Raw genomic sequence first — 23,529 nt, 5'->3', positions numbered from 1 at the left:
CATTTGGGTGATCGCTCGTGGGACTCAATCCGCGTTACGTTCACGGGTCGAGCCGAGAGACTCTATCTCGCGTAGAACCTCGGCGGCCTTATCCGCCTGGTTGGCGATTTCATCGAACAGCAGCGCCATCTCCTTGAAGACAGAGAGGTCACTCTCGTTTTCGGTGATTTCGTCGATATCGGCGAGATAGGAAATCTGGTCGGCGATCAGGTTTCTACGATGCCTCGCTTCTTTCAATCCGCTTCGCAACTGTCGCCGGATCTCTAGAGCCGAGAACCGGTCGAGCGCCTGATCCAGTTTCGTTCGGCATTCGCAGTCGAGTTCCGCCGACGACAAAACCCGGTGCAACCGTAACGAAAGGTCGGACTGGCGGGGAGATTTGACGATCTTGGTCAATGTGCCATTCCCTTCATCGAAGCCGCATATATCGGCGCATTTAAGCTGGGTTGAACAGCTTCCGGGATAACATAAAGCAAGAAAACCAGATTGTTTCAGCGCAAGCCCGAGGCGTGTTCGCTGGCCAGACGGCGAACCTTGCGTCGTCGTTTGCCGTCGTCACCAAATCCAGAAAAGCAGGAACCAACCGGCGTTGGCGGGAAGCATCGCCGCGCAGAACGCCGTGAGTGCGAGAAGCCTGCGTACCGTTGCGTCCGTGTAAAGGTCTGTGATTTTCCAGCACAGCGTGGTGGCCCATAGCGTCGCCAATACAAGTATGGCGGCGCGCGCCTCGCCGACGTAAGGCAGCATGATGCCATCGGCGCGGAGTTGGGTGACGGTCAGCGCCGAGAGACCGAGAAAGACGCCGGCGCCGGCAAGGGGGATCAAGGCCTGCGCCATGTGATGAAATCGAGGCGGATCCCAGGTGCCCAAGCTCCGCGTCGCGACGGCCAGCATCAATGCGATTGTCGCCCCGCATGCGAGCGAGGCCGCAAGAATGTATGCAACCAACAATGCGCCGTCGAGCAACGTCAGCACGTCGTTATTCAAAGGATAATTGGTCAGCAGCCACCAGGGCGCCGTCGCGTCGAGGGGCCACGTCATGTTGGCCGCGATCAAATTTTGCGCAGCCCATTGCTTGACCGCGACCAGCAATGGGCTGGACGACCATTGGAATGCGCCGAGGACCAGACCCAGCAGGCCGAAGACGATCAGGACCGTCTCCCAGGGTTTCGGCGTCTCGCCCGCGATCCGCACGATCTCGACGTTCGGTGAACGGCGCGCCAAGCGGATAGCGCCGCGAAAGCCGCTGCAGCGGCCGCACATGTGGCAAGCGGATGCGCCGCGCATGTTCTTGAACGGCACGAGCGGTGCGCAGTTCACCGGGCCGGGCCTTATGCCCTCCAATTGAGAAGCTCGCCACTGCTCCGGATCGACGTGAAAATGCAAAGGCGCGAGCTTTGCGAGAAGTGCGAATACGCCGCTGACCGGACACAGATAGCGGCACCAGACGCGCTTGTTCCGGCCGTAGAGATAGCCGACGGCGGCGGCGGCGACTGTCGAACCGCCGAGAATGAGAAGTGTCGGCTTTGGGTATTGATAGACGCTGACCATCTGGCCGTAGAGCGTGGTGCTGGCGAAAGCGACCGTGGGCCAGCCTGCCCATGTGATCCAGCGCGGCGTCGCTCTCGCCTTGCCGACGCTGCTGGCATATTCGGTGATGGCGCCTTCGGGACAGAGAAGGCCGCACCACACGCGCCCGACCAGTGCGGTGCTCAAAATCACGAACGGCCACCAGATGCCCCAGAACGCGAATTGCGCGAAGCGCGTGATGTTCGTCCAAATGTAGGCTGCGTTGTCGGGCAACGGTAGCAGCACCGGAACGACGAGCAGGACGAGATAGACCGCGACGACGATCCACTGAGTGCTGCGGATGGTTCGCTGGTGGCGCTGAAGCCAATTTCCGATCCTGGCCCAGACGTCGAGCTGCGCGCCGGCCAGACCGGACGTGTGGTCTCTTTCTGGCAGCGTGCAGATCGTCATCGAGCCTACTCCCCTACTCCCCTGCGCGCCGGACGTCGTCGTGCGATCGCGGTCAGCCGGCAATGACGGTGAGCGCTGCGATCAGTATTCAAGTGTCGTACCCAATCGCCGCGTCACGGGCTTGTGGGTTCCCGGGCGATGAGCTTGGCGGGCGGCGTGTCCAGATGAAAGTCGTCGAAGAATTGATACTCGCCTGGATCAAGCCGTTTGATCACGATGAACGATGTGGTGCCGGCTCCGAGAACTTTTTCCCGGCGCAACTCATTGCTTTCGAATTCGACCGGCGTCGTTCCCTCATTCTGCAGAATGAGCTTGAAGCGACGATTGGCCGGAACCTCGAGGATGGGAGGATCGATTTTTCCATCCGCAAACTTGATGGTGAAGACCGGGTCGTCCTCCGCGAATGCGGGCGCCATCGCAAACAGCGCCAGAAAAACCAGAGACATCATCCGGACTGAAAATGACATGGTGCAACAGGCCTCATATTCAGGCCGTTCACCGCGTTGCAGGCAGCTCAATGCCGGACGCGGTGAACGGAATGTCGTCGGGCAGCCGTTCCGTTTAGTAAGCGCCCTTTTTGCCGGTGCCGGCATAGGTGAATTCGTAGTCGACGCTGAACGGCGCGGCCCACGGTCCTACGCCGGTTTCCTTGTCGACGTGGCGTCCAAAGTGATCGGCCGTTTCAGAACCAAGCGATTTGATCGTGAAAGTCAGTTTATATTTTCCGGCGCCCATCAGCTTGACGTTGTCGCCATAATGCGGGCCATCGCTAGCGACCATCGGCATGAACATGCCGGTCGCGCGTTCGCCGCCATCGATCTTGACGAGCGTATATTCGATCTTGAGATTGGGGATCCAATCGCCTTCGGCGAAGCCGTTTTTATTGTCCGCCAGGGCGTGGATATCTGCTTCCAGGTGAACGTCGGATTCAGCGGCCGCACGCATGATATGCGCGGGCTCCATCTCGATCGGTTGAAGATAGACGGCGGCGACTTCAATGCCGTTGGTCTTGTGCGGGGTGCCGATCGGGTATTCGGCGGCGAATGCCGAGGGCGCGCTCAGGCCCAGCAATGCGATTGCCAGGGGAAGGATCGAACGTCGTGCCATGTTGGCTCCAATCTCATGTGCGGTCATGCTGAATAGGGTGCCGAGCATCGGCCTGAAGGCCAGGCAGATCCAATATTCATTACTTATCTAGTAAACTTATTTCCTGCGCTCCTTGACCCAGGACAAGCGTTCCCGTTTCGCTGACCGCGTCAGACTGCCTTGCTGTGCTTCTGCGGGGAACGGTCAAGGTAGGAGTCGAAAGCCGCCGCCACCACCCGGACAAGATAGCGATGATCGTTCTCAATCCGGAGGATGTCGCCGTCCATCTGCGCCAAGCCCTCGTCGAGCGCGCGAGATAGCCTTTCGTTTTGGCCGGTCAATTCCACGTGGTCGAGGCCATAGCGCGCGCAGATATTGGGGATGTCCGCCTCAAAGTCGCACATCAGCCGCTCGATGATCGCGGCGCGGCCGCGGTCCTCGGTCGTCAGGCTGTAGCCTTTGGCGGTCGCGAGCCGGCCATCCAGGATGCGGGTCGAATAATTGCCGATCGCGGCTTCGTTCTGAACATAGCCGCTCTTCGTCTTTCCGATGGCCGACGCGCCGAAGCCAATCAGCGCTTCGCAGTCGTCCGACGTGTAGCCCTGGAAATTCCGGCGTAACCGGTGCGATGCTTGGGCGACGCCGAGCTCGTCGTCGGGAAGCGCGAAGCAGTCGAGGCCGATCTGTTTGTATCCGGCCTTGATCAGCGCGCCAGCGATCGCAACCGTCTGTTCGACGCGTGCAGTGCTGTCGGGCAGGGACTTCACGTCGATCAGGCGCTGGTGCTTCTTGACGTCCGGCACGTGCGCATAACCGAAGACCGCCAAGCGATCCGGCTTCATGGTGAGCGCTGCTTTTACCGTGTCGATACAGGACTGAACGGTCTGGTTGGGCAATCCGTAGATCAAATCGAAGTTGATGCGCTTGATACCGACGCGGCGAAGAGACGCCACGGTTTGCGCCGTGCATTCCATGCTCTGGATGCGATTTATGCTTTGCTGAACCTTCGGGTCGAACGTCTGCACGCCGAGGCTGGCGCGATTGATGCCGCTTCCGCGCATCGCCGCAAGCATCTCGTGGGTGATCGTTCGCGGGTCGATTTCGATCGCCAGCTCCGCATCGTCGACGATGTCGAATCGGTCGCGCAGCAGATGCACGAGCGCGATGAATTGCGCGGGCTTCATGATGGTTGGCGTGCCGCCGCCGAAGTGGATGTATTTCACCCGCTGGCGGCGTCCTATCCGAGCTGCGACCATCTCGATTTCGCGACGCAGAACGTCGAGGTAGTTCGCGATCGGCTCGTCGCGAGCGCTGATCGTGGTGTTGCAACCGCAGTACCAGCACATCGAGCGACAGTAGGGGATGTGAAGATAGAGCGAGACGGGTTCGCGAGCCGTGAGCGCCGAAAGCCAGCTCGCGTAAACCTTTTCATCGACGGCGGGTGAGAAAAGGGGAGCGGTCGGATAGCTGGTGTAGCGCGGCAGACGGGCTTCGCCGTATGAACGAAGGAGTGTCGATTGCAAAGCCCTTCTCCCGATTTCTGAGAAAACGCGGAGATGCTACTCCGATCTGTCCCTGACACTTTGCGCTAGGCCAATGATCGGGGGCGTCAGGTGCGTCCGAATATCCGGAGGACGCTCATTTTCAGCGGAATGGCGTGCCTGGAGGCGTCCGAGGGCTCTTTAGCCTATCCGAGTTAGGCGATTATCGGCCGATCGATTTCAGGCGTTCATTCAGACCAACGAGGGCGATCAGGATGACTGCGGTGACGAGGGAAATGATCGTACCTCCAGCCAGCGCCAGGAGCACGGCCGCGCCCGAAAAAGAAAAAATGCTTTCCATTGGTTCTCTCCTTGAGATCGTGGGGACGCCCGTCCGCCGTCCGTGAACCTGCCGGCTACATCTGCCCAATGAACATGGCTGTTGCGATCGTGATTGACAACAGAGCCGCGACTACGGCGCCGGTTTTTGGAATGGCGCCCTGCCGGTACATGAAAAGAATGAAGATCAGAAGGACGGGCGTGAGGGTGACAAGCCCAACCTGAGGCTCGTTCATTGCAATGATCCCATGACGGTCGGAACGCGCGATGCCAGAACGGTTCCAGCTGTGTAGATTGCGAAGATCGCGCCGCAGAGCGTGACAAGATAGACGGCGAACAGGGCGCGCCAGCCGCCGGGCGCGATCCGGAGCCCGAGAAAATGCTGCAGGATCGTCCAGGCTTTGACGCCCGCAACCGCCAGCACGATTGCGACCTGCGCGATGATCGGCACTGCGCTCTCCTGAACCGCGCCAGCCCACATCGCGATCAGGGTCAGCACCAGCAGAGCGATCCAGACCTTTACCAAAGTCGTCATGATCAGCGCACCAGATAAATGATGGGATAGATGAGGACCCAAACCATGTCGAGCATATGCCAGAATGCAGCACCGGTCTCGAGGTTCTCGATGCTGTCGGCAAAATAGACGATTGCGAAAATCGTCAGGCCGAGGACGATATGCGCCGCGTGAAATCCGGTGATCAGGAAATACAACTGGAAGAAGGCGTTCGTCTCGATGCCAATCCCGTCTGTAAAGAGCTGACCGTACTCGACGCCCTTGACGGCGAGAAAGACAGCGCCGAGCACCATCCCAGCGATCAGGAGAAGCCGGGCGTCGCGACCTTCTCGTCTGCGCCAGATTGCCGCCGCCACGAGAAAGCCGCTGGTGACGAGCACCAGCGTATTCAATCCGCCAAGCACACGATGCAGATGATTTTGCGAGTCGGCGAACGTCGTTGGGTGCAGCACGCGTGCTACGGAAAAGCCGAGTAGCAGCGCGCCAAATACCGCCAACTCGCCCAGAATCAAGATCCACATCATCGGATTTCCGGGCAACCCCGAGAGTGGCCCCCAATCCGCTTCCTCGGCTTGCGTTTGCGTTGGCCGGTCGTCGGGGTCTCGATGTGCGTCTGCCAATGTCATTAAAATCCTGTGCGTCCCTGCGACCTATAATATGAATGTAAAATACTTCTTTTGTTGTCCGAGCGCAAAGAAGAGACCGGTCCGCCTTTGATAATAACCCCGCGAATGACCCGGCATGCGTGGTGCTGGGCGCGGGCGATAGGGAAAAAGGTTGGAGGCTTGGGGCAATGAGTGAGAGATTCACTAAGGCGGCTGCCCGCAATATTTTTTACGGGGGGTCCATTTTTTTCTTCATCATTTTCGTCGGGCTGACGGCGCAAACGGACTATTACATCCGCACGACGAGCACCAACGAAAGTGCGCTGACCGACGGCGTCCGGCGCGGCAAGCACGTCTGGGAAAAGAACTCCTGCATTAATTGTCATACCTTGCTTGGTGAAGGCGCCTACTTCGCGCCCGAGCTCGGAAATGTCTGGGTGCGATACAACGGGCTCGAGGATCCGAAGGCGGCTCGCGAAGGGCTCTTTGCCTGGATGCACTCACAGCCGAGCGGCGTTGAAGGCCGTCGGCAGATGCCCGACTTCAAGCTGACCGATCAAGAAACCAATGACCTGATCGATTTTCTGGAATTCACCAGCCACGTGAAAACGCAAGGCTGGCCGCCAAAGGCTTCCGGCTGAGGAGACGCGAACAATGAAATATCCTACTCAACGGGTCGCTTTGGCCTACTTCATCGGCGCCATGATTCTATTCGGCGTTCAGATCATCGTCGGCATCGTGGCTGGCAGCGTGTACGTGTTCCCGAATTTTCTGGCCGACGTCGTTCCCTTCAACATTTTGCGCATGATCCACACGAACGCGTTGATCGTGTGGCTGTTGATGGGCTTCTTTGGCTGCGGCTACTATCTCGTTCCGGAGGAAGCGGAGCGCGACATCGAAAGTCCGTTTCTTGCCTATGTTCAGCTTGGGCTTTTGATGTTCGGCGCGCTCGCGGCAGTCGCGGGCTACCTCTTCGGCATTCATGAAGGCCGCGAATTCCTGGAGCAGCCGCTCTGGATCAAAGCCGCGATCGTCGTGGTTGCGCTGATCTATCTCTACAACATTTCGATGACGATCATGAAAGGCCGCAAGACGGCGATCGGCAACGTGTTGCTGCTCGGCATGTGGGGCATCGCGGTGTTCTGGCTGTTCGCCTTCTATAATCCCGGCAACATCGCGCTTGATAAAGTCTACTGGTGGTACATCGTCCACCTGTGGGTCGAGGGCGTGTGGGAACTCGTCATGGCGTCCGTGCTCGCGTTCCTGATGATCAAGATGACCGGCGTCGACCGCGAGGTGATCGAGAAGTGGCTTTATGCCATCGTCGGCCTGGCGCTGTTCTCCGGCGTGCTCGGTACCGGCCACCATTATTACTGGATCGGGGCGCCGGGATACTGGCAGTGGATCGGCAGCATCTTCTCCACCTTCGAAGTCGCGCCGTTCTTTGCGATGGTGATCTTCGCCTTCACGATGGTGTGGAAAGGCCGCCGCGATCATCCGAATAAGGCGGCGATGCTCTGGTCGCTCGGCTGCACGGTCGGTGCGTTCTTCGGGGCGGGCGTGTGGGGCTTCATGCACACATTGTCGTTCGTCAACTACTACAGTCACGGAACGCAGGTCACCGCAGCGCATGGCCATCTCGCCTTCTTCGGCGCCTACGTGATGCTCAATCTGGCGATGATCACCTATGCCATGCCATATCTCCGCAAGCGGGCGCCCTATAATCAGGTGCTCAACATGTGGAGCTTCTGGATCATGACCTCGGCCATGGCGTTCATGACCTTTACGCTGACCTTCGCGGGTGTCGTGCAGGTCCATCTGCAGCGCGTCCTGGGCATGAGCTACATGGAAGTGCAGGATCAGCTGGCGCTGTTCTACTGGATGCGTCTCGGCGCCGGTGCTTTTGTCGGGATCGCGTGCCTGCTGTTCCTCTATTCGGTCTTCGGACCGGTCAGGGAAGAAAAGCCAGCGCGCATCGACATGCCGCTTCAGCCAGCGAACTAGCGGTCTAGGCGGATGTCACGAAGGATCATGGCATGTTGAAGAGTGTCAGCACCACGTCGAAGCAAGCGGACTTGCCGTTCTATGCGCCGGTCGGCTCGGAATGTGAGATTTTCGAGCACGCCTATCGCAACCGCCTGCCGGTCCTGCTCAAGGGGCCGACAGGTTGCGGTAAGACTCGCTTCGTCGCCTACATGGCGGCGCGGCTCGGTCGCCCGCTCTATACGGTGTCGTGCCATGATGACTTGACCGCCGCGGACCTAACGGGACGCTATCTGCTGAAGGGCGGTGACACGGTTTGGGTGGACGGGCCGCTGACGCGGGCCGTCCGTGAAGGGGCGATCTGTTACCTCGATGAGATTGTGGAAGCCCGCAAAGATGTCACCGTCGTCCTACATCCGGTCACCGACGACCGGCGGGCACTACCGCTCGAACGCACGGGCGAATTGCTGCAAGCGCCACCGGAGTTCATGCTGGTGGCATCCTATAATCCTGGCTATCAGAACGTGCTTAAGACGTTGAAGCCGAGCACTAGGCAGCGATTTCTCGCCATGGAGTTCGGCTTTCCAACCCTCAACACTGAAGCCAGCATCGTCGCCCATGAAAGCGGCCTGCCGCATGAGCGTTGCTTGCCGCTCGTTCGAGTCGCGCAGGCTCTGCGCGGTTTGAAGGGGCAGGATATCGAGGAAGGGGCATCGACCCGCCTCGTCGTCTATTGCGCAATGCTGATCCGCGACGGCGTCGACTACGACACCGCGTTGCGCGTCGCCCTGATTGAGCCGTTGTCCGACGATTCCGAGATTGTCGACGGATTGAAGCGCGTCGCCCAGATCGCGCTTGGGTAATCAGCCATGCCGCTGTTCGAGCCGGAAGAAGCGTTCGGGCAATACTGGCACCGCCTCGTCGGATCGTCACGCTCCTATCGCGGGCATCCCGGCGCGGCTGTCGCGCTTGATCGTCTTCGTGTCCGGCTTGGGTTGCTGTTCAGAGCTAGCGGCGGCGACGGCGCCATCCGCATCGTCGGCGGCGCGGCGACGGCATCTGGGCATCGGCTTAATCTCAAGCAAGCGCTGGGTCTCGGGACCGAGATGATCGAGCGGCCAACGCTCGATTCGAGCGCATTACGCCTGCCGGGCAGCATCGACCTGTTTGCTGATGCGAAGGACAATGAAGCGCTTTACGAGTGGCTGGCCATTTGGTTTGCGCATGCCGTTCCGCCGGAGCATGACGTCGATCCGTTGCGGAACGATCTCTATGCTCTGCGCGCCGCCGTGCAGACGACGCGCGCCACGCTCGCCGCGTGGCCGGGTCTGAAGCCCGTCCATGATCGCCTCCGTCGCGCCACTTTGAACGAACGGCCACGGCGCAACCTGCCGGGTATCGAAGGGCAAATCGAGGCGGCGATCGCTCATGTTTTGAACGAGAGCGCGCCGACATCCGATCCGGTCTTCGATGCGATTGCTGGGGATGGCGGGATCGATCCGAGCCTCAAGGCCACGCGCGGTTATCGCACGTTCCTGCCCGTGCCGCTCTGGGGCGACGTCAAGGCGGATGCGGCCAGCGTAGGCGGTCCGGATGCGGATGAACCGGGCGGCGATTCGATTGCGGTCGATGCAAAGCGGCGGACCGGCGTGCGCAAATCCACGGATCGGAGCGACCGCAACGATCCTCTGATGCTGCATCGGTTCGAAACGATCTTCAGCATCTCGGAGATGATCAACGTCAGCCGCGATGTCGACGATGATGATGAGGAAGGCGCGCGGCAGGCGCTCGAGGACACCCCGGAACTGACGATCGGGTCGAACAAGAAGCGGCCGTCCGCAAGATTGAAGATCGATCTCGATCTGGCGCCGCGCGAGATCGATACGACGGCACTCGTCGCCGACCATACGTATCCGGAATGGGACTGGAAGCGGCAGGCATACCGGCCCGACTATTGCCGCGTCATCGCCGGACAGGCATCGGAAGAGGGGGAAGACTGGTCGGCGGATGTGGTGACGCAGCGGAATATTCGCCATGTTCGCCGTCAGTTTGAAGCGTTGCGTCCGCGCCGCCAGACGTTGCACGCCGAGCCCGATGGCGACGAACTCGATCTGTCGATGCTGATCCGCTCGATCGCGGATCGGAAGGCCGGCGAATCCGGCAGCGATCGCATCTTCACCGATGTGCGGCCGGCGGCGCGCGACTTGTCGGTCGCGGTGCTGATGGACGTGTCGCTGTCGACAGATGCGTGGATGCAGGAACGGCGCGTTCTGGATGTCGAGAAGGGCGCGCTGCTCGCCTTGACTCACGGTTTGACGGCGTGCGGTGACGAGCATGCCATCTACACCTTTACCTCTCGACGGCGCAGCAACGTCACCGTGACGACGCTCAAAGATTACGACGAAGCGCTCGATCAACGCATCGCGCGTCGAATTTCGGCGCTGAAGCCAGGGCAATACACGCGGATCGGCGCCGCCGTCCGTCATGTCACGAGCGAACTCGTCAAGCGTCCGCAGCGGCATCGCCTGCTTCTTCTTCTGACTGACGGCAAGCCGAACGACGTCGATCATTATGAAGGCCGGTTCGGCATCGAGGACACGCGAATGGCGATCCGCGAGGCGCGCAAGGCCGGGCTGCGCGTGTTCGGCGTCACCATCGATGAAAACGCGAGGGACTACTTCCCGCATATCTTCGGGCGCGGCGCCTATGCCATCGTTCGCGATATCGCGCGCTTGCCGGCGGCGCTGCCTGCGATTTATCGCCAGCTCACGACATAACGCGGTTGGGTCAAGCCCGTGCGTTTCGTGGATCGCTTCGCGACCTGTGCATGATATTTGTCAACGTGGGGATTTTCCGCGGAGCTAGCTTCGGGTTAAATTCGAGTCCGTTTGCAAAGCTTGAGGGAACATGCGCCTCTCGTGGTCCGTCGCTGTTGTGTTCGCGATTGCCGCAACTTTCTTTGCGGGTTCTGTCGTCGCGAAGAGCCGGGCGTCCGGCAAGGATGATCAACGCGAGGCGGTGACGTTCAGCCACGCGGAGGCGGAGGAGATGCTGTCCGGTATGCGGACGTATCTCGAGACAATCCAGGATATCGTTTCGGCGCTTGCGGAGAATAAAGTCGCGCGCGTGCCGGAGATCGCGGCACGTTCGGGCAACAAGCTGCTCAGCGGAATGAACCCGATGACCGGCCTCAAGGCGCCGGTAGGGTTCACGATGATGAGCCTCGATACGCATGACAAGTTCGACAAGCTTGCCGAGAAAGCCGGGCGTGGTGTTTCGCGGACCGAGGTTCTGACCGATCTGGAAAATATTCTGAGCAACTGCACCGGTTGTCACGCGGCCTACAAGTTGGCGCGTTGATCGGAGCATCCGGAGAAGCGTGGCTGGCGCCGATGTGACGCCAGCCCGTAACTGTGATCAGAACGTCACCGTGACGCCGGCATTGAATGACCGGCCCTGGCCCGGAACCGGCGAAATCAAACCGACGCGGCCTCCGGCATTGTAGTCGGCCCAGTCCACGCCACCGAGCGGAGCGTAGTAGAGCTTGTCGAATAGATTGGCGATGCCAAGATCTAGGCGCACGTTCTCCCACTGATAGCTCGACCGCAAATCGACCAATGCATAACCCGGTGTCGTCGGTTCGTTCCGGAGATCGTTCACGTCCGACTTTTCGTTCACCATCGTCACCTGGACAGCGTTCGTCCAGTTGCCGAGTTGATGATTGAGCGTCACCTGGGCGTTGATCGGCATCATGTGATAGAGCGTGTCGCCGGTGTCGAGGTTCTCGCCATTCACGTATCCGATCAATGCGGAAAGCCCGAACAGTCCGTAGTTCGCGCTGTCCCAGAGTTCCACGCTGCCGGAGACGTTGACGCCGTATAATTGTGCGTCGTGATTGGCGAAGCGTAGCGTCACGAATTCGGACGAGGGCATCATACCGCCGCCCATTCCGCCACCCATGCCCATTCCGCTCTGCGTCTTGAGATAATCGGCGTCGATGTAGTCTTGCGCATACGTATAGTAGGGCGTGATCTTGACGTCCCATGTGCGCCGCTGCGGGTCGTGCCATCCCGCCGTCACGCTGAACGTATTGGCGACCTCGGGCTTCAGATCGAGATTTCCGACGTAGCCGTTCGCATCACCATACCAGCCGATCATGTTCGCGGCCATGTCGCCGGTGCTCCAGGCATAGCGCTCGTAGAAGTTGGGCGATCGCGTTTTGCGCGCGTAGCCGAATTCATACGTTTCGACCGCGCTCGGTTCGTAGCGCGCCAGCGCGGTCACGTCGAAGTTTGCGTCGGTTTTCTGGTGATTGCGCGCGTTGAAGGCGGCCGCATCGGCAGCGTACATCATGCTGTAGCCCGCGACATCGCCCGTATTCATCCACACCATGTCGTTGCGGACGCCGAGAAGCGTGCTCCAAGCGTGGTCCCAGCGATGCTCCCACTCGACAAATGTTCCGAGACGCTCGCGCGTGCCGTGATTGATATTGATGAAGTCGTCCGGGCCCATCATCGGCGCCATGCCGGCGACGGGTGGCCACCAGTCATCGAGCGTGACGCGATGGAATTCGTTGCCGACGCGGATGACGTCCGCCGTCGTCAGCGGAATCTCCGCTTTGATCGAATAGCCGGCGTCGGTCCCCTCGGAGTTCATCGGCATCTGACCGCCTTTGTCGGCGAGCATGTCCATGCGGTGATCGGTTTTGTGATAGAACGCTCTGACGTCCAACGATCCCCAATCGAAATGCGTCAAATAACGCGCATTGAAGAGCCAGGCCGTGTTGTCGACCATATCCATGCGCTGGTTGACGTATCCCTGATACGGGATGTGAGCGTAGATGCCCTGAAGCGTAAAGAGGTCGCCGCCGTTCTTGATGCCGAGCGTCACGGCGTGATTTTGCGCCTCGTACAGTGTCGAGCGAACGATCGGGCCGTCGTCTCCGCGCCAATAGTCGTTGGCTTTGTTCCAGGCGCCGGAATAGCCGAGGCTGACGTTCTGCGTCGCGGCTTCGGCGTGCGCGGCCGTGCTGATGCTATCGCCATTGCTGCGATAGAACGTCGAGAGGCTTCCTGAGGTTCGCACTCCGCCACCGACGTCGGCAAAGCGCGGCGGTAGCGATTCGACGACGATCGTTCCGCCGAGACTGTCGCCGCCCTTGCTGACGGGCGTCACGCCGGCGATGACCTCAGCGACGGCGACCTGGGATGGATCGATGTACGACAGTGGCGGATTCATATGGTTCGTGCAGGCCGACGTCACGGCCATGCCGTTGATCAGAATTTTCACGCGGTCGTCGTTCAGGCCGTTGATCGCGGGGAGACCCGAAATGCCGCCTGATTGGAAAATGCTGACGCCCGGAGCTTTGGTGAGAAGCTGGGCGGTATCGCTCGTTCCGGGAAGCTGAGACTGGATTGCATTCCCAGAGATACGTGCCGTATTGAGCGGCACCGCCAAACCTCGCGCTCCGGGTGCGTTATCGAATGCCGTTGCGGGCAGCGATTGATCGGGCGTCGATTGTTGCGGTTCTGACGACGTGGAAGGGTCCGATGCCGCCGGACTCTGGCTCGCAACCGACTTGGCTTTCGGTTTCTTTGCCTTCGGTGTCGTGTGGTGGTGCTGATGCTGCTGCTGAACGACGACGTCTGGCAACTGGTTCTCGGCGGTTCCCTGCGCGTGTGCCGACCCGCTCAAGGCATATGGAGCGATCGCTATTATTGCGGTTGCGCCGAGCAACCGTGCTCGCAAATCAACGTACATGATATGTTTCCCCCAGACGGCGAGGCGCGCGCGGAAACGCAGCCAAGCGCCGGTATTCAAATTTTAGTGGCTCGATTGGAATAGGATCGCGAGACTGCTGCGATCAGAGCGCTTTCAGCGAGGGGGACCTCGGTTGCGCGCGTCGATCGTGAAGATAACGGCAAGCAGCGCGGTTGCACTCGCGCGAATAACGCGGCCGACGTCCATCTTGGGTCGGACGATTGGCTGCGTCGCCGTGATTGCCAGATGAAAGGCCGCCAGGCCTTTGCAGAAGGGGCAATCCGTTCCGTCGCGTTCGGGTGCGGAATGACTAGAGGCTGAATGGTGTGATTTGCCGCTTTGGCAAATGATGTCCGAGAAATTGCCGAGGTCGGCGGCAAAAAGAGCTTGCCGCAGTTCCGAGACGAAATGATTGGGGAGCAGCGCGATATAAAAAAGCACGCCCAGCAGCGCGAAAGCTGCCGAGAACGTTGAGCGCCTATTCCCCCTTGCGCGCTTCACCGTTTGCCCCTGTGGTCGTCGCGACGGAACGATTATCGTTTGTGTTACCGGAACCCACCATCCGGCAACGTCGATATTCAAATCGATATCGCTTGTCTATTCCGGCTGCAAGCGCTCAGGCTTTGTTGAAGATCAAGCTATCGACGTGACGGTTCGATGCAGCCCATCGCGTCATGCTCGCGTGAGGCCGCAACGAATTCGTTCGCAGAATAATTCTAAGGTGAAGCCGGAGCCACCGGTGCAGGGCTGGCGCCAGGCCAGACATAACCGCCGCCGATGACGATGTTGTGTGATGTCAGGCTCGTTTCCAACCTTCCTTCGGGCGGGGTCGCGCCGGTGCGCCAACGAGTGAATTGCCGCCAAAGGTCGCCGGGCATTTCCGTCAGCCCGGAAAACGGCTCAATGAACCAGCGCGGCAACCAATCGGATTTCAGATCCTTCAGAGACCATGATTTGCCGCCGGTCAGCGCGGCTTCGATGGCGGACCAGACGAATTTGTATTCGACGTAGTAGGAACCGCGTCCGATGCGCAGTTCGAGGCCCGCGAGAAATTGAAAGGCAGGTCCGGCATATTGATACTCATGCGTCCGCTTCTCGGGCGGCTCTCCGGCAAACCATGTCTCCACGTGCGGCACGGCGGCGCCGAAGCCGACGCCGAAGTAAGGTCGTATCTTCGGTGCGAGCGGGGGCAGGCGCACGAGACCCGATAGATAGAGGACGTTATGTCCGTGGGTGAATTCCATGCGATCGAATAGATCCGTCAGGTGCAGCGGCGATGGGGCGGGCGCTCCTTTGAGCGTGCCGGTTGTCTCGACGTCCTCGACGATACCGTTCTTGAGCTTGCGTCCGTGCGCGCCTCTGCCAAGCCGGGCGATCGCCTTGCTGTGCATGAAGTCGATCATCATTCCAAACGAACCCGCCCAGCGGATGACGCGGGCGCCGCCGTCGATGGGGAAGTAGAAGGTGTCGCCGTCCCAGCTCATGTTCTTGAGCGTCAGATCCGTGCCGTTTGGGCGTTCGAGATGAAGATCGCTGCGATGGTAGTAAGGCGCGCTGAGATATCCACTCGCGACGGTTTCCGAGGAATTGAACCATGATGACGCGGCGGCCGGCGTGGCGTCGTTTTTGGCGGACTCGTCTCCGCGATCTCCCGTCAAAGATGACGACAGCATGATCGCGCTCAGCATGATGATGGTTCCGGCGGCCGCCATCCTGTCCAGCATCGCCCGCAGGCCATGCGATGCGATGAAATCGGACGTCCCGTCTTTAACCGCCAACGACGCTATCATGCTTGCCCGTCTTTGTTATGAACGCCCCACATGGTCGCAGGCCGCGCATTACGCGGCGAGCGGTCCCCTCGTCGGCGCCGACCTAAATCCCGACTTTGATGCTACGTCAACTGCGCCGGATTATCTGGCGAGGTTCGGTGCCTTTGATTTGGGTTAAATGGAATCGCTCAGAAACCGGTTAGCATGGAGACGTGTGCGATCGGCTGGATATTGTCGCGAGCTTGCCAGGATCCTTTCGCACCGTCGCAATCCAGTTGCGTGCGAAATTGCAAATTCAATCTCCACACGTGAGGGACCTATGACCGATCAGGAGCGTGCCAAGACCATCGTGCGGGACGTCTTCCTCCACGATCTCAAGGGAGAAATCGGCACCCTGGCGCGACTTGGCGTGCCGCTTGCCGATCGACAGGAGATCATCAAACGGTTGGCGCAGGCGTTTGGGCTTGTGCGCGAGGAAGAAAAATCGAAGACTGCGGCGTAAGCGCCGTCGAATTCGAGCATGATATGCCGCGTGTGTCCGGCGCGTTCATCGTGCGCTGGCGCACGCAAGGCGCACCCCTTTCGCATTTTCTTTATACTTGCCGCAGCTGACGCGACTGTGTCCGTTGCGCTGTGGCTGCCCAAGCTTCTGGGTTTCACGGCGGGTAACGTCGCCGGCGTGCCGTTGATTGTCTGGCATCGCGACGAAATCCTTTTTGGGATGATGCCGGCGGTTCTTGCGGGTTTCGTGCTCACGGCGTTGCCGCGCTGGACGCGCGGTGCTCCGGTGACGCCGGCTCAGGTGATGTTGCTCGCCGGTCTCTGGCTTGCGGGGCGCGTTGTGCACTCCGTATCCGTGGATAGTTTCGCTGCTGTGCACGTGCTGGCTTCGGCTCTCGCCTTCGTGTTCGTCGGTGCGTTGACGCTAATGGCGGCACGACAAATCGGCGCGAGCCGAGCATGGCGTGAGATCAAGGTTGTTCTGCTGCTTGCCGGTTTCACCTGTGCGGCGGGGCTTGCGTTGCTTCGTCCAGCGGATGCGACGAGTGAGATGGCGATGCGCCTCGGGCTTGCGTGCGTGCTCGCTCTCGTCGTTGTTCTGGGCGGACGCATTGCGCCCGCGCTGACTGCGGCGTGGCTGAAGGCGAGGGGCCAATCGGTATCGGAAGCGCATAGCAGATGGCTCGATACGACGGCCGCTTTAACCGTCGCAGTAGCTCTGGGCGGCTGGGCGATTGCAACCTCGAGCGAGATCACGGCAGTGGCGTCGGCGTTCGCTTGCGTCACTCAAGCGGGACGGCTGGCGCTCTGGAAGGGGTGGCGGGCCGCCGGTTCAGCCCCGGTACTTGCCCTGCACGTCGCTTATGGCTGGATACCGGCCGGCTTCGCGTTGCATGCGGCCGCTGTCTTTTGGCCATCGTTCGTGAGCCAAGCCGCCGCCGTTCATGCCTGGGCCATCGGCGCGATCGGACTGATGAGCGTTGCGGTGATGGCCAGCATGATCAGGCGGCATTCTCGCACGCCGTTCGCAGTCTCAGGTTTGATGTCGCTATCGCTTGCTTCAGTGGCCATCGCGGCTCCGGCACGCATTGCTGCGGAGATTATCCCGGATGGGCGGCAATACTGGCTCATTCTTTCGGCGTTAGGCTGGGTTGCAGGCTTTGCGTTATTTCTTCTTGCCTTCAGAAACCCATTGCTCCGACGACGCGATATGGTCTGAATGAATTGCGGAGACCTCAAAGGGCATTTGAGGTCTCCGCTACACTTAGGACGCTACGCTACGTTACTGTTTTGCAGGTCCTTCATACATGATGGAGTCGTTCTTCGGGCCGTCGACATTCAAGAAGCCCACGAGACCGTGCTCCAGGCGCGAGAGCGCGTGATCGACCAGGATATAGCGGCCTGCACGATCGATCTTGAAGTCGACGATCGTGGCGCCACCCGGCGGAACCGAGACCGTCTGCACGCCGAGCAGCGGCGGCGAGATGACGCTGCCGAGCGAATAGACGTGATCGAAGATCTCACCGATGACGTGGAACGATGACGTGAAGTTGGGTCCGCCTACACCGAAGAAGATACGTACGGTTTCCCCGACGCTGGCATAAAGAGGATGGCTACGGGTGAGCGAACCGACAGAACCGTTGAAGAGAAAATATTCCGGCTTCTCATTGATCAGCTTCTCGTAGTCCATCTCCTGTTCGCCGGCCGTGCCAAACGATTTGACCGTGTAGACCTCGCCTTGCATGACGTAGAACTCGCGGTCGACCTGCGGCAGGCCGCCTTCCGGCTCGACGAGCAGAAGCCCGTACATGCCGTTGGTGATGTGGGTCGGGACGCTCGGCGTTGCGCAATGATAAACATAAATGCCCGGAATGAGCGCCTTGAACGTCACGACGGTTTCACCGCCGGGATCGGTTTGCGTGAATGCGGCGGCGCCGCCAGGTCCAGTCGCGCCGTGGAAATCCACGGAGTGGACCATCAAGCTATCCTTGTGGTTTTTCAGATGCAGTTCGATGGTGTCGCCGACGCGTACGCGCAGGAAGGGTCCCGGAACCTTGCCGTTGAATGTCCAATACGTATAGGTCGTGTTGTCGTCGAGTTGTCCTTTGACCTCGATCGTTTCGAGATCGATACGGACTGTTTTTGCCTGACGCGGTCCGATCGGTCCGGGCAGATCAGCGGGATCGCGCGTGATGTCGGCCCCGGATGATTTCATCTCGGCACGATTACCTGGCAGAACCTGGATCTGGCCTTGCATGCCTGCCTGGCGATGTCCGGGAATCGAGCAATAGTAGTCGAATTCGCCAACTTTGCTGGCGACGAACGAGAATGTGGAGCTGGCGTTCTTGCCGTTGACGATCGCGGATCGCGCCGCATACTGATCAACGACGATATCGTGCTGGGCGCCTTCGCCGTTCACGAGGTTGACCTGAACAGTTTCGCCTTCATGTACAACCAAGGTCGGATTGATCTTGTGATCGATATCGCCGCCGACGCCGATGTAAACCATGCGTCCTTCAGCGATGCCGGTACGCAAAGTAAATACGACAGGTGCGTGTGCACCCGTTGTCGGGTCGGATTTTTCGTTCTCGGGTGATTTTGTCTTTTCCTTTTTGGGGGCGGCCGGGGCGTCGGCGGCTGGGGCGGCCTTCTGCGCCATATGCTGGTGCTCCGCATGTGCAGCGGGCACTGAGAGTAATCCGGCCATGATTAGGCCGATAACCGCCCCGAAGCGGTGGAACACCATAATCTCCTCCTTATGTTCACGCGCTTAAGATCGCCGAGAACGCTGCGGTTGATCGCATCGCAGTGCGCGCGGCACATAGCCCTGACAGGACGATTGATTCGTAGACGGACCGTTCTTTCCCGGGCCTCAGCTGTTTCAAAGCATGCCGTCCACGGGTGAGCCTTGTTCTTGGACAAGAGTGACGACTCGCGCGGCGAAATCGCTCAGGACCCCGTTCTGAGATCGTTTCCGGAGGCCTCCCACGATGCTTTTTGAAGACTTTAATGGAGGCCGGCGCGATGAGGCCGCGGGCTGGCACGTTCAGACCGGTTATCGCGGACTATGTCATCTCGGTAGAAATCGAACTTATACGGTGCGTTTCGCTTATCGCGAGGCTCCGATCACGGTCTCGATGCGCGAAGCAATTTCGTTGTTCGGGATATCAGCGGGGTCTTCGTCGATTTCGGCGACGACTTTATTTCTAACTTCCGGCTTGATCATCTTGCGGAGATTGCCAAGCATGGTCGCGGGCGCGATGATTATCAACCGGTCGAACGCTTCCTTTGCCGAATGGTCGGCCAGCATGGATGCGAGCTGGCTGGCAAATAGAGCTTCGAGGGCTGTGTTGGAGGCGCGTCGCGATTCAACGCCGAAGCGGGCAAGCCCGGCAGATCCATAAGAATGGTCCGAGGCGGCTCCACTCATTTCTCGATCCGGTGGACCGTCGAGGTGCGAGCGCGATCCGGAAATAAAATGCATGGCCTGGTGCTTTGCAGTCGTCTCCAGGATGCGGGCCCTGCCGCCATCTGCAACCAGGATCCATGTCCGTGTGTGTTCCATGGCAGGACTGCGCGCTCGTTGCCTGTTTGCGACCATTGAAAAATAATCTTCGCCGTGCATGTCCGAAGCCGCCTTGATCGAGATCAGTTGAAATGGGGGCCGGCTCACCCATGCATAAAGCTTTTCGACAAGGTCTCTGCTAAAGTGCATTGATTGCGTCGGCGTCCCAACCAACACGTGCATTGAACGAAAAGGCCGCTCCATGCTGCAGGCACTTCTCCAATCTGCCGTCGTGGCGATATTGGCTATCGATGATCGCGGCCGGATCCGCACGGCCAATCCTGCGGCCGAGCGTATGTTCGGCTACACGTCGGAAGAAATGCGCGATCGCAACATCAGCATGCTGATGCCTGAGCCCTACCGCTCGCAGCATGACCACTATATGGAACGCTATGTCCGGACGGGCGAAAAACGGATTATAGGTATCGGCCGGGAGGTTGCGGGTCAGCGCAAGGATGGATCGATTTTTCCAATTCACCTTGCGGTTGGTGAATTCGAGTCGGAGGGTGATCGCTTCTTTTCCGGTATCATCACCGACCTTAGCGCGCATGCCCGCTTGCAGGCGGAGATCGACCGCCAATCGCTGCTCTTCCAGGCCGTGTTCGATTATGTTCCAGAAACGCTGGTGATTTCGGCGCCGGAGGGCCAGATCGTTCTCATCAATCCGGCCGCCACGCGCATGTTCGGCTATAGCGCAAACGAAGTCACGGGACTTGACTGGACGGTGCTTTTCGATGCGCCGCCGGACAAGGCGCAATTGCAAAAAGATCTGGCTTCGAAACACGAAAGCGACGGCGGGAGCGTTGAAATTTCAACCGTCTTGCGTCGCAAGGACGGGCGTACGTTTCCAGCGCAGGGGCATATTGCGGTCATTGCCGGCGCCGACGGGACGCAGATGGCGGTGGTCAGCCTCTTCCGGGACATGACCGAGGAGATCAAGCGGCGCGAGAGTTCGCTCAGGCTTCAGAAACTTGAAGCCGTCGGACAGTTGACGGGCGGCATTGCGCACGACTTCAACAATCTCCTGACGATCATTTCCGGCAATCTCGAACTTCTGGACGGAACGATTTCCAATCCCGAGGATCGCGAGCTTCTCTCGCGCGCGACGCGGGCCGCCGATTCAGGCGCGCGTCTCACACGACGATTGCTGACGTTCGCGCGCCGCCGGCAACTGGCGCCGGAGGTGATCAATCTCAACGAGCAGGTTCGGAGCATGACCGAGCTTTTGCATCGTACCCTCGGGGCGACGATTGATCTGCAGACGAGTTTCACCCGCGACTTGTGGTTGACCCGCGCGGATGCGGGCGAAATTGAATCCGCGGTCATCAATCTGGCGATCAACGCGCGCGATGCGATGCCCAGTGGCGGCAAGCTCGCCATTCGCACCGACAATGCGATGCTGGAAGGCGATGAGGTCGGTTTCGAAGGGCCGCTCGTTGCGGGGGACTACGTGCGGGTATCGGTCTCCGACAATGGGGCCGGAATGACCAAGGATGTACTCGGGCGGGTGTTCGAGCCGTTTTTCACGACCAAGCCGCCAGGACGCGGGACGGGCCTGGGTCTCAGCACGATCTATGGATTCATCAAGCAATCCGGCGGGAACATCACGATTTACAGCGAGCCCGGCGCGGGCACGACCGTAAACCTCTACTTCCCGCGATGCCTCGATTTTCCGGTCGGCGTTACCGCCGGGGCCGACGCGTCGAAGGAGGAACGCGGGCGGGGTGAACGCATCCTCGTCGTCGAAGACAACGGCGACGTGCGTGCGTTGACGGTGCAGCGCCTCGAGCGTCTCGGTTACGAGGTGGTGGAGTTTCCCACCGGCGCGGCGGCGCGCGATGCGCTGAAGGGCGGGCTGAAGATCGATCTGGTTTTCAGCGATATCATGATGCCTGGAGGCTTGACGGGCGTCGATCTTCGAAACTGGATCGGCGAATTCGAGCCGGCACTGCCGGTGATTTTGACGACCGGATTTGCGGGCGACGCCGGCGATATCGCGACGATTGCGGATGAATGGCCGATCTTACGCAAACCCTACGGGCAAAGAGATCTTGCGGGAATTGTCCGAAAAACGCTTGAAAAACGCAAGGTTTGACGGTGCGATGTTGAACTTTTTTGTGCGCATCGCGTTCGGCGATATCCGGTCGCGCAACGGATGCGCACATATGTCAGATCAGGATTTTTTCCGCCTGACATCGCTTGTGAACATATAGCCAATGCCGCGGATGGACTTTATTTTTGGCGAGATGCTTGAGCCGGTATCGATTTTACGGCGCAATCTGCTCACCAAGGCGTCGATCGAACGGTCGAGCGGCGAGTAGTCGTGACCCTTCAGGATGTCCATGATTTCATCGCGCGTCAGGGCGCGATGCGGACGCCGGGCGAACATCTCCAGAAGATTGAATTCCGCTGTCGTCAAGTCGCGCAAGACGCCTTTGTCATCCTTCAGTTCGCGGCTCGTCACGTCCATCGTCCAGCCCGCGAATTCGTAAGTCTCGTGCGCCGGGGATGACGCCGCCGCGGTCGTCCGGTTGCCGCCGTCGTGCCGTCGCAAGACGGAGCGGACGCGAGCGAGGACCTCACGCAGGTTGAAGGGCTTCGAGATGTAGTCGTCGGCTCCGATCTCGAGACCGACGATCCGGTCGACGGTGTCCCCTTTGCCCGAGACCATGACAATCGGAACGTCGTGCTTGGCGCGGATTTCGCGGGCGAGAGAAAGTCCGTCTTCCTCGCCGAGGGCCAAGTCGAGCGTTACGAGGCTGACCGTGTCCTGATCGAGGGCAGCTCGCGTCGCCGCTGCATCCGCCGCTTCGGCCACGGCATATCCTTCGCGCTCGAAGCACGTCCTCAGGAGACGGCGAATTTCGGGTTCGTCGTCAACGACAAGTATTTTCGTTGTCACGTCAGCTCTCCGAGGGGCTTGGCGCGGTGCAGTTGTAGATTACAAACTGTTACAATTCTTTACCGTTGAAGCATACCCGCGCGATCCTACCCGGCTTTTATGGCCGCAGATCGAACCGCCTTTCGACAGAGAAGGAGAGCGGATATGCTGGGTGCAATAAGTGTTCATGATGCTTTTTCGTACAGGCCTCAGCAGGGGCTGTCGCGGGATTCTGTAGTAAGACAGCGCGACGGGTTCGAGAATGGCACGGTCCGGCGGCTCCGAGCCAAGGAATACATTTTCTGCGAAGGTGATCCGAGGACGCATATTTTTCACGTCGAGCAGGGTGTCATCGCGCTATCGAAGGTTCTCGGAGACGGGCGTCGGCAAGTCATAGATTTTGCCTACCCAGGTGACTACATCGGCCTCGGCCTCCACGGCGAATACATTTTCGATGCGCAGGCGACTTGCGCCGCCAAGGTCAAATGCATCCCGGCATCGGCCCTGGAAGACGCGGCGGCCTCCGATCCGGACTTGGCGCTGACGCTCTATAAGGCGGTATTGGCGGAGCTTGCAACAGCCCGCAATCTGCTTGTCTGCGTCGGGCAGGGCACGGCGATGGAGCGGATTGCCGCTTTTCTTGTCAGGTTGCGCGATCGCGCCGCGGTTTCGGGGCCGAATGGCAACGTTTTCAGCCTGATGATGCGACGGTCGGATATCGGTGATCTTCTGGGTCTTACGATCGAGACGGTCAGCAGAACACTAACGAAGTTGCGCAGTATGGGCGTTATCGAAATCGTCAATTCGACCGAAATCCACGTTCTTGACGAGGATAAGCTGGAGCGGTTGGCGGCTTGAACGGCCTTAACTGCAAAATAGACAATCAACGCATAGCAAAAAGGCCGCTCAAGGAGCGGCCTTTGTATTTGATGCGAAAACCCGAGGCCATTCCATCATTGGATGGAACGGCCTTTCGTGTCAGGCGATGCGGATGGCGAAGATCTTGCGGATCTTTTCTTCCGTCTTCCAGGTACCGACGAAGCCGGCGTCGATCTGGAAGCTGTC

At 59.6% G+C, this 23,529-nt stretch carries 25 protein-coding genes; 10 read left to right on the top strand and 15 right to left on the bottom strand.

Annotated features, from left to right (window positions below):
- Positions 1-24: 24 nt before the first annotated feature.
- The 9 genes from WC026_RS09600 to WC026_RS09560 form a co-directional block, all read right to left on the bottom strand.
- A complete protein-coding gene (locus WC026_RS09600; RefSeq protein ID WP_372710680.1) occupies positions 25-396 on the bottom strand; it encodes a hypothetical protein in 372 nt (123 codons plus the stop codon).
- Between the two features lie 159 nt (positions 397-555).
- Positions 556-1,980: a 4Fe-4S binding protein gene (locus tag WC026_RS09595; protein WP_372710679.1), complete on the bottom strand. Its 1,425-nt coding sequence runs from the start codon at positions 1,978-1,980 to the stop codon at positions 556-558.
- A gap of 113 nt (positions 1,981-2,093) precedes the next feature.
- The gene (locus tag WC026_RS09590) at positions 2,094-2,447 is read right to left on the bottom strand and encodes a cupredoxin domain-containing protein (RefSeq protein ID WP_372710678.1); all 354 of its coding nucleotides are present in this window, start codon (positions 2,445-2,447) and stop codon (positions 2,094-2,096) included.
- A 94-nt stretch (positions 2,448-2,541) separates the two neighbouring features.
- The gene (locus WC026_RS09585) at positions 2,542-3,087 is read right to left on the bottom strand and encodes an iron transporter (protein ID WP_372710677.1); all 546 of its coding nucleotides are present in this window, start codon (positions 3,085-3,087) and stop codon (positions 2,542-2,544) included.
- A 149-nt stretch (positions 3,088-3,236) separates the two neighbouring features.
- Positions 3,237-4,589 (bottom strand): oxygen-independent coproporphyrinogen III oxidase, encoded by a 1,353-nt coding sequence (hemN, locus tag WC026_RS09580; RefSeq protein ID WP_372710676.1) that lies wholly within the window; start codon positions 4,587-4,589, stop codon positions 3,237-3,239.
- Between the two features lie 181 nt (positions 4,590-4,770).
- Positions 4,771-4,908 (bottom strand): hypothetical protein, encoded by a 138-nt coding sequence (locus WC026_RS09575; protein WP_372710675.1) that lies wholly within the window; start codon positions 4,906-4,908, stop codon positions 4,771-4,773.
- 55 nt (positions 4,909-4,963) lie between these two features.
- Entirely contained in the window at positions 4,964-5,122 is a 159-nt protein-coding gene (locus tag WC026_RS09570; RefSeq protein ID WP_372710674.1) for a hypothetical protein, read from the bottom strand.
- Positions 5,119-5,421: a cytochrome C oxidase subunit IV family protein gene (locus WC026_RS09565; RefSeq protein WP_372710673.1), complete on the bottom strand. Its 303-nt coding sequence runs from the start codon at positions 5,419-5,421 to the stop codon at positions 5,119-5,121. The genes WC026_RS09570 and WC026_RS09565 overlap by 4 nt, the downstream gene beginning before the upstream one ends.
- Positions 5,422-5,423: 2 nt before the next feature.
- Positions 5,424-6,026: a cytochrome c oxidase subunit 3 gene (locus tag WC026_RS09560; protein ID WP_372710672.1), complete on the bottom strand. Its 603-nt coding sequence runs from the start codon at positions 6,024-6,026 to the stop codon at positions 5,424-5,426.
- A gap of 167 nt (positions 6,027-6,193) precedes the next feature.
- Here WC026_RS09560 and WC026_RS09555 point away from each other — a divergent pair, with 167 nt between their 5' ends.
- The 5 genes from WC026_RS09555 (at position 6,194) to WC026_RS09535 (ending at position 11,348) form a co-directional block, all read left to right on the top strand.
- Positions 6,194-6,646, top strand: coding sequence for a cytochrome c (locus WC026_RS09555; protein ID WP_372710723.1), 453 nt, complete (start codon positions 6,194-6,196; stop codon positions 6,644-6,646).
- A gap of 13 nt (positions 6,647-6,659) precedes the next feature.
- Complete coding sequence (locus WC026_RS09550; protein ID WP_372710670.1) at positions 6,660-8,009, top strand: cbb3-type cytochrome c oxidase subunit I; 1,350 nt, start codon at positions 6,660-6,662, stop codon at positions 8,007-8,009.
- Positions 8,010-8,041: 32 nt separating this feature from the next.
- Positions 8,042-8,851, top strand: a complete 810-nt coding sequence (locus tag WC026_RS09545; RefSeq protein ID WP_372710669.1) for a CbbQ/NirQ/NorQ/GpvN family protein — start codon at positions 8,042-8,044, stop codon at positions 8,849-8,851.
- Positions 8,852-8,857: 6 nt separating this feature from the next.
- Complete coding sequence (locus tag WC026_RS09540; RefSeq protein WP_372710668.1) at positions 8,858-10,765, top strand: nitric oxide reductase activation protein NorD; 1,908 nt, start codon at positions 8,858-8,860, stop codon at positions 10,763-10,765.
- 130 nt (positions 10,766-10,895) lie between these two features.
- Positions 10,896-11,348 (top strand): hypothetical protein, encoded by a 453-nt coding sequence (locus WC026_RS09535; RefSeq protein ID WP_372710667.1) that lies wholly within the window; start codon positions 10,896-10,898, stop codon positions 11,346-11,348.
- Between the two features lie 57 nt (positions 11,349-11,405).
- On the opposite strand, the gene WC026_RS09530 is transcribed toward WC026_RS09535, so the two are convergent.
- The 3 genes from WC026_RS09530 to WC026_RS09520 all read right to left on the bottom strand — a co-directional run bounded on the left by WC026_RS09530 (position 11,406) and on the right by WC026_RS09520 (position 15,436).
- Positions 11,406-13,748, bottom strand: a complete 2,343-nt coding sequence (locus WC026_RS09530; protein ID WP_372710666.1) for a TonB-dependent receptor — start codon at positions 13,746-13,748, stop codon at positions 11,406-11,408.
- 114 nt (positions 13,749-13,862) lie between these two features.
- Positions 13,863-14,189, bottom strand: coding sequence for a DUF2946 family protein (locus WC026_RS09525; protein WP_372710721.1), 327 nt, complete (start codon positions 14,187-14,189; stop codon positions 13,863-13,865).
- A gap of 275 nt (positions 14,190-14,464) precedes the next feature.
- Complete coding sequence (locus tag WC026_RS09520; protein ID WP_372710664.1) at positions 14,465-15,436, bottom strand: lipid A oxidase; 972 nt, start codon at positions 15,434-15,436, stop codon at positions 14,465-14,467.
- Here WC026_RS09520 and WC026_RS09515 point away from each other — a divergent pair.
- From WC026_RS09515 to WC026_RS09505, 3 genes are all read left to right on the top strand, one after another.
- A complete protein-coding gene (locus WC026_RS09515; protein WP_372710663.1) occupies positions 15,420-15,695 on the top strand; it encodes a hypothetical protein in 276 nt (91 codons plus the stop codon). The two genes, WC026_RS09520 and WC026_RS09515, sit on opposite strands and share 17 nt — an antisense overlap.
- A 141-nt stretch (positions 15,696-15,836) precedes the next feature.
- On the top strand, positions 15,837-16,019 hold the full coding sequence (locus WC026_RS09510; RefSeq protein ID WP_372710662.1) for a hypothetical protein: 183 nt from the start codon (positions 15,837-15,839) through the stop codon (positions 16,017-16,019).
- 18 nt (positions 16,020-16,037) lie between these two features.
- On the top strand, positions 16,038-17,237 hold the full coding sequence (locus WC026_RS09505; RefSeq protein ID WP_372710661.1) for an NnrS family protein: 1,200 nt from the start codon (positions 16,038-16,040) through the stop codon (positions 17,235-17,237).
- Between the two features lie 63 nt (positions 17,238-17,300).
- Here the strand turns inward: WC026_RS09505 and nirK are convergent, their stop codons facing one another.
- The gene (gene nirK / locus WC026_RS09500; RefSeq protein WP_372710659.1) at positions 17,301-18,677 is read right to left on the bottom strand and encodes a copper-containing nitrite reductase; all 1,377 of its coding nucleotides are present in this window, start codon (positions 18,675-18,677) and stop codon (positions 17,301-17,303) included.
- A gap of 450 nt (positions 18,678-19,127) precedes the next feature.
- Positions 19,128-19,856, bottom strand: a complete 729-nt coding sequence (locus WC026_RS09495; protein WP_372710658.1) for a host attachment family protein — start codon at positions 19,854-19,856, stop codon at positions 19,128-19,130.
- Here WC026_RS09495 and WC026_RS09490 point away from each other — a divergent pair.
- Entirely contained in the window at positions 19,816-21,678 is a 1,863-nt protein-coding gene (locus WC026_RS09490; protein WP_372710656.1) for a PAS domain S-box protein, read from the top strand. The genes WC026_RS09495 and WC026_RS09490 overlap by 41 nt on opposite strands.
- 78 nt (positions 21,679-21,756) lie before the next feature.
- Here the strand turns inward: WC026_RS09490 and WC026_RS09485 are convergent, their stop codons facing one another.
- The gene (locus WC026_RS09485; protein ID WP_372710655.1) at positions 21,757-22,485 is read right to left on the bottom strand and encodes a response regulator; all 729 of its coding nucleotides are present in this window, start codon (positions 22,483-22,485) and stop codon (positions 21,757-21,759) included.
- Positions 22,486-22,629: 144 nt separating this feature from the next.
- Between WC026_RS09485 and WC026_RS09480 the strand changes: the two genes are divergently transcribed.
- Positions 22,630-23,322, top strand: coding sequence for a Crp/Fnr family transcriptional regulator (locus WC026_RS09480; protein ID WP_372710653.1), 693 nt, complete (start codon positions 22,630-22,632; stop codon positions 23,320-23,322).
- Positions 23,323-23,529 lie beyond the last annotated feature (207 nt).

The organism is Hyphomicrobium sp. (genome assembly GCF_041674905.1).
Lineage (GTDB): Bacteria > Pseudomonadota > Alphaproteobacteria > Rhizobiales > Hyphomicrobiaceae > Hyphomicrobium_B.
This window is presented reverse-complemented; position numbering and strand designations above follow the sequence as displayed.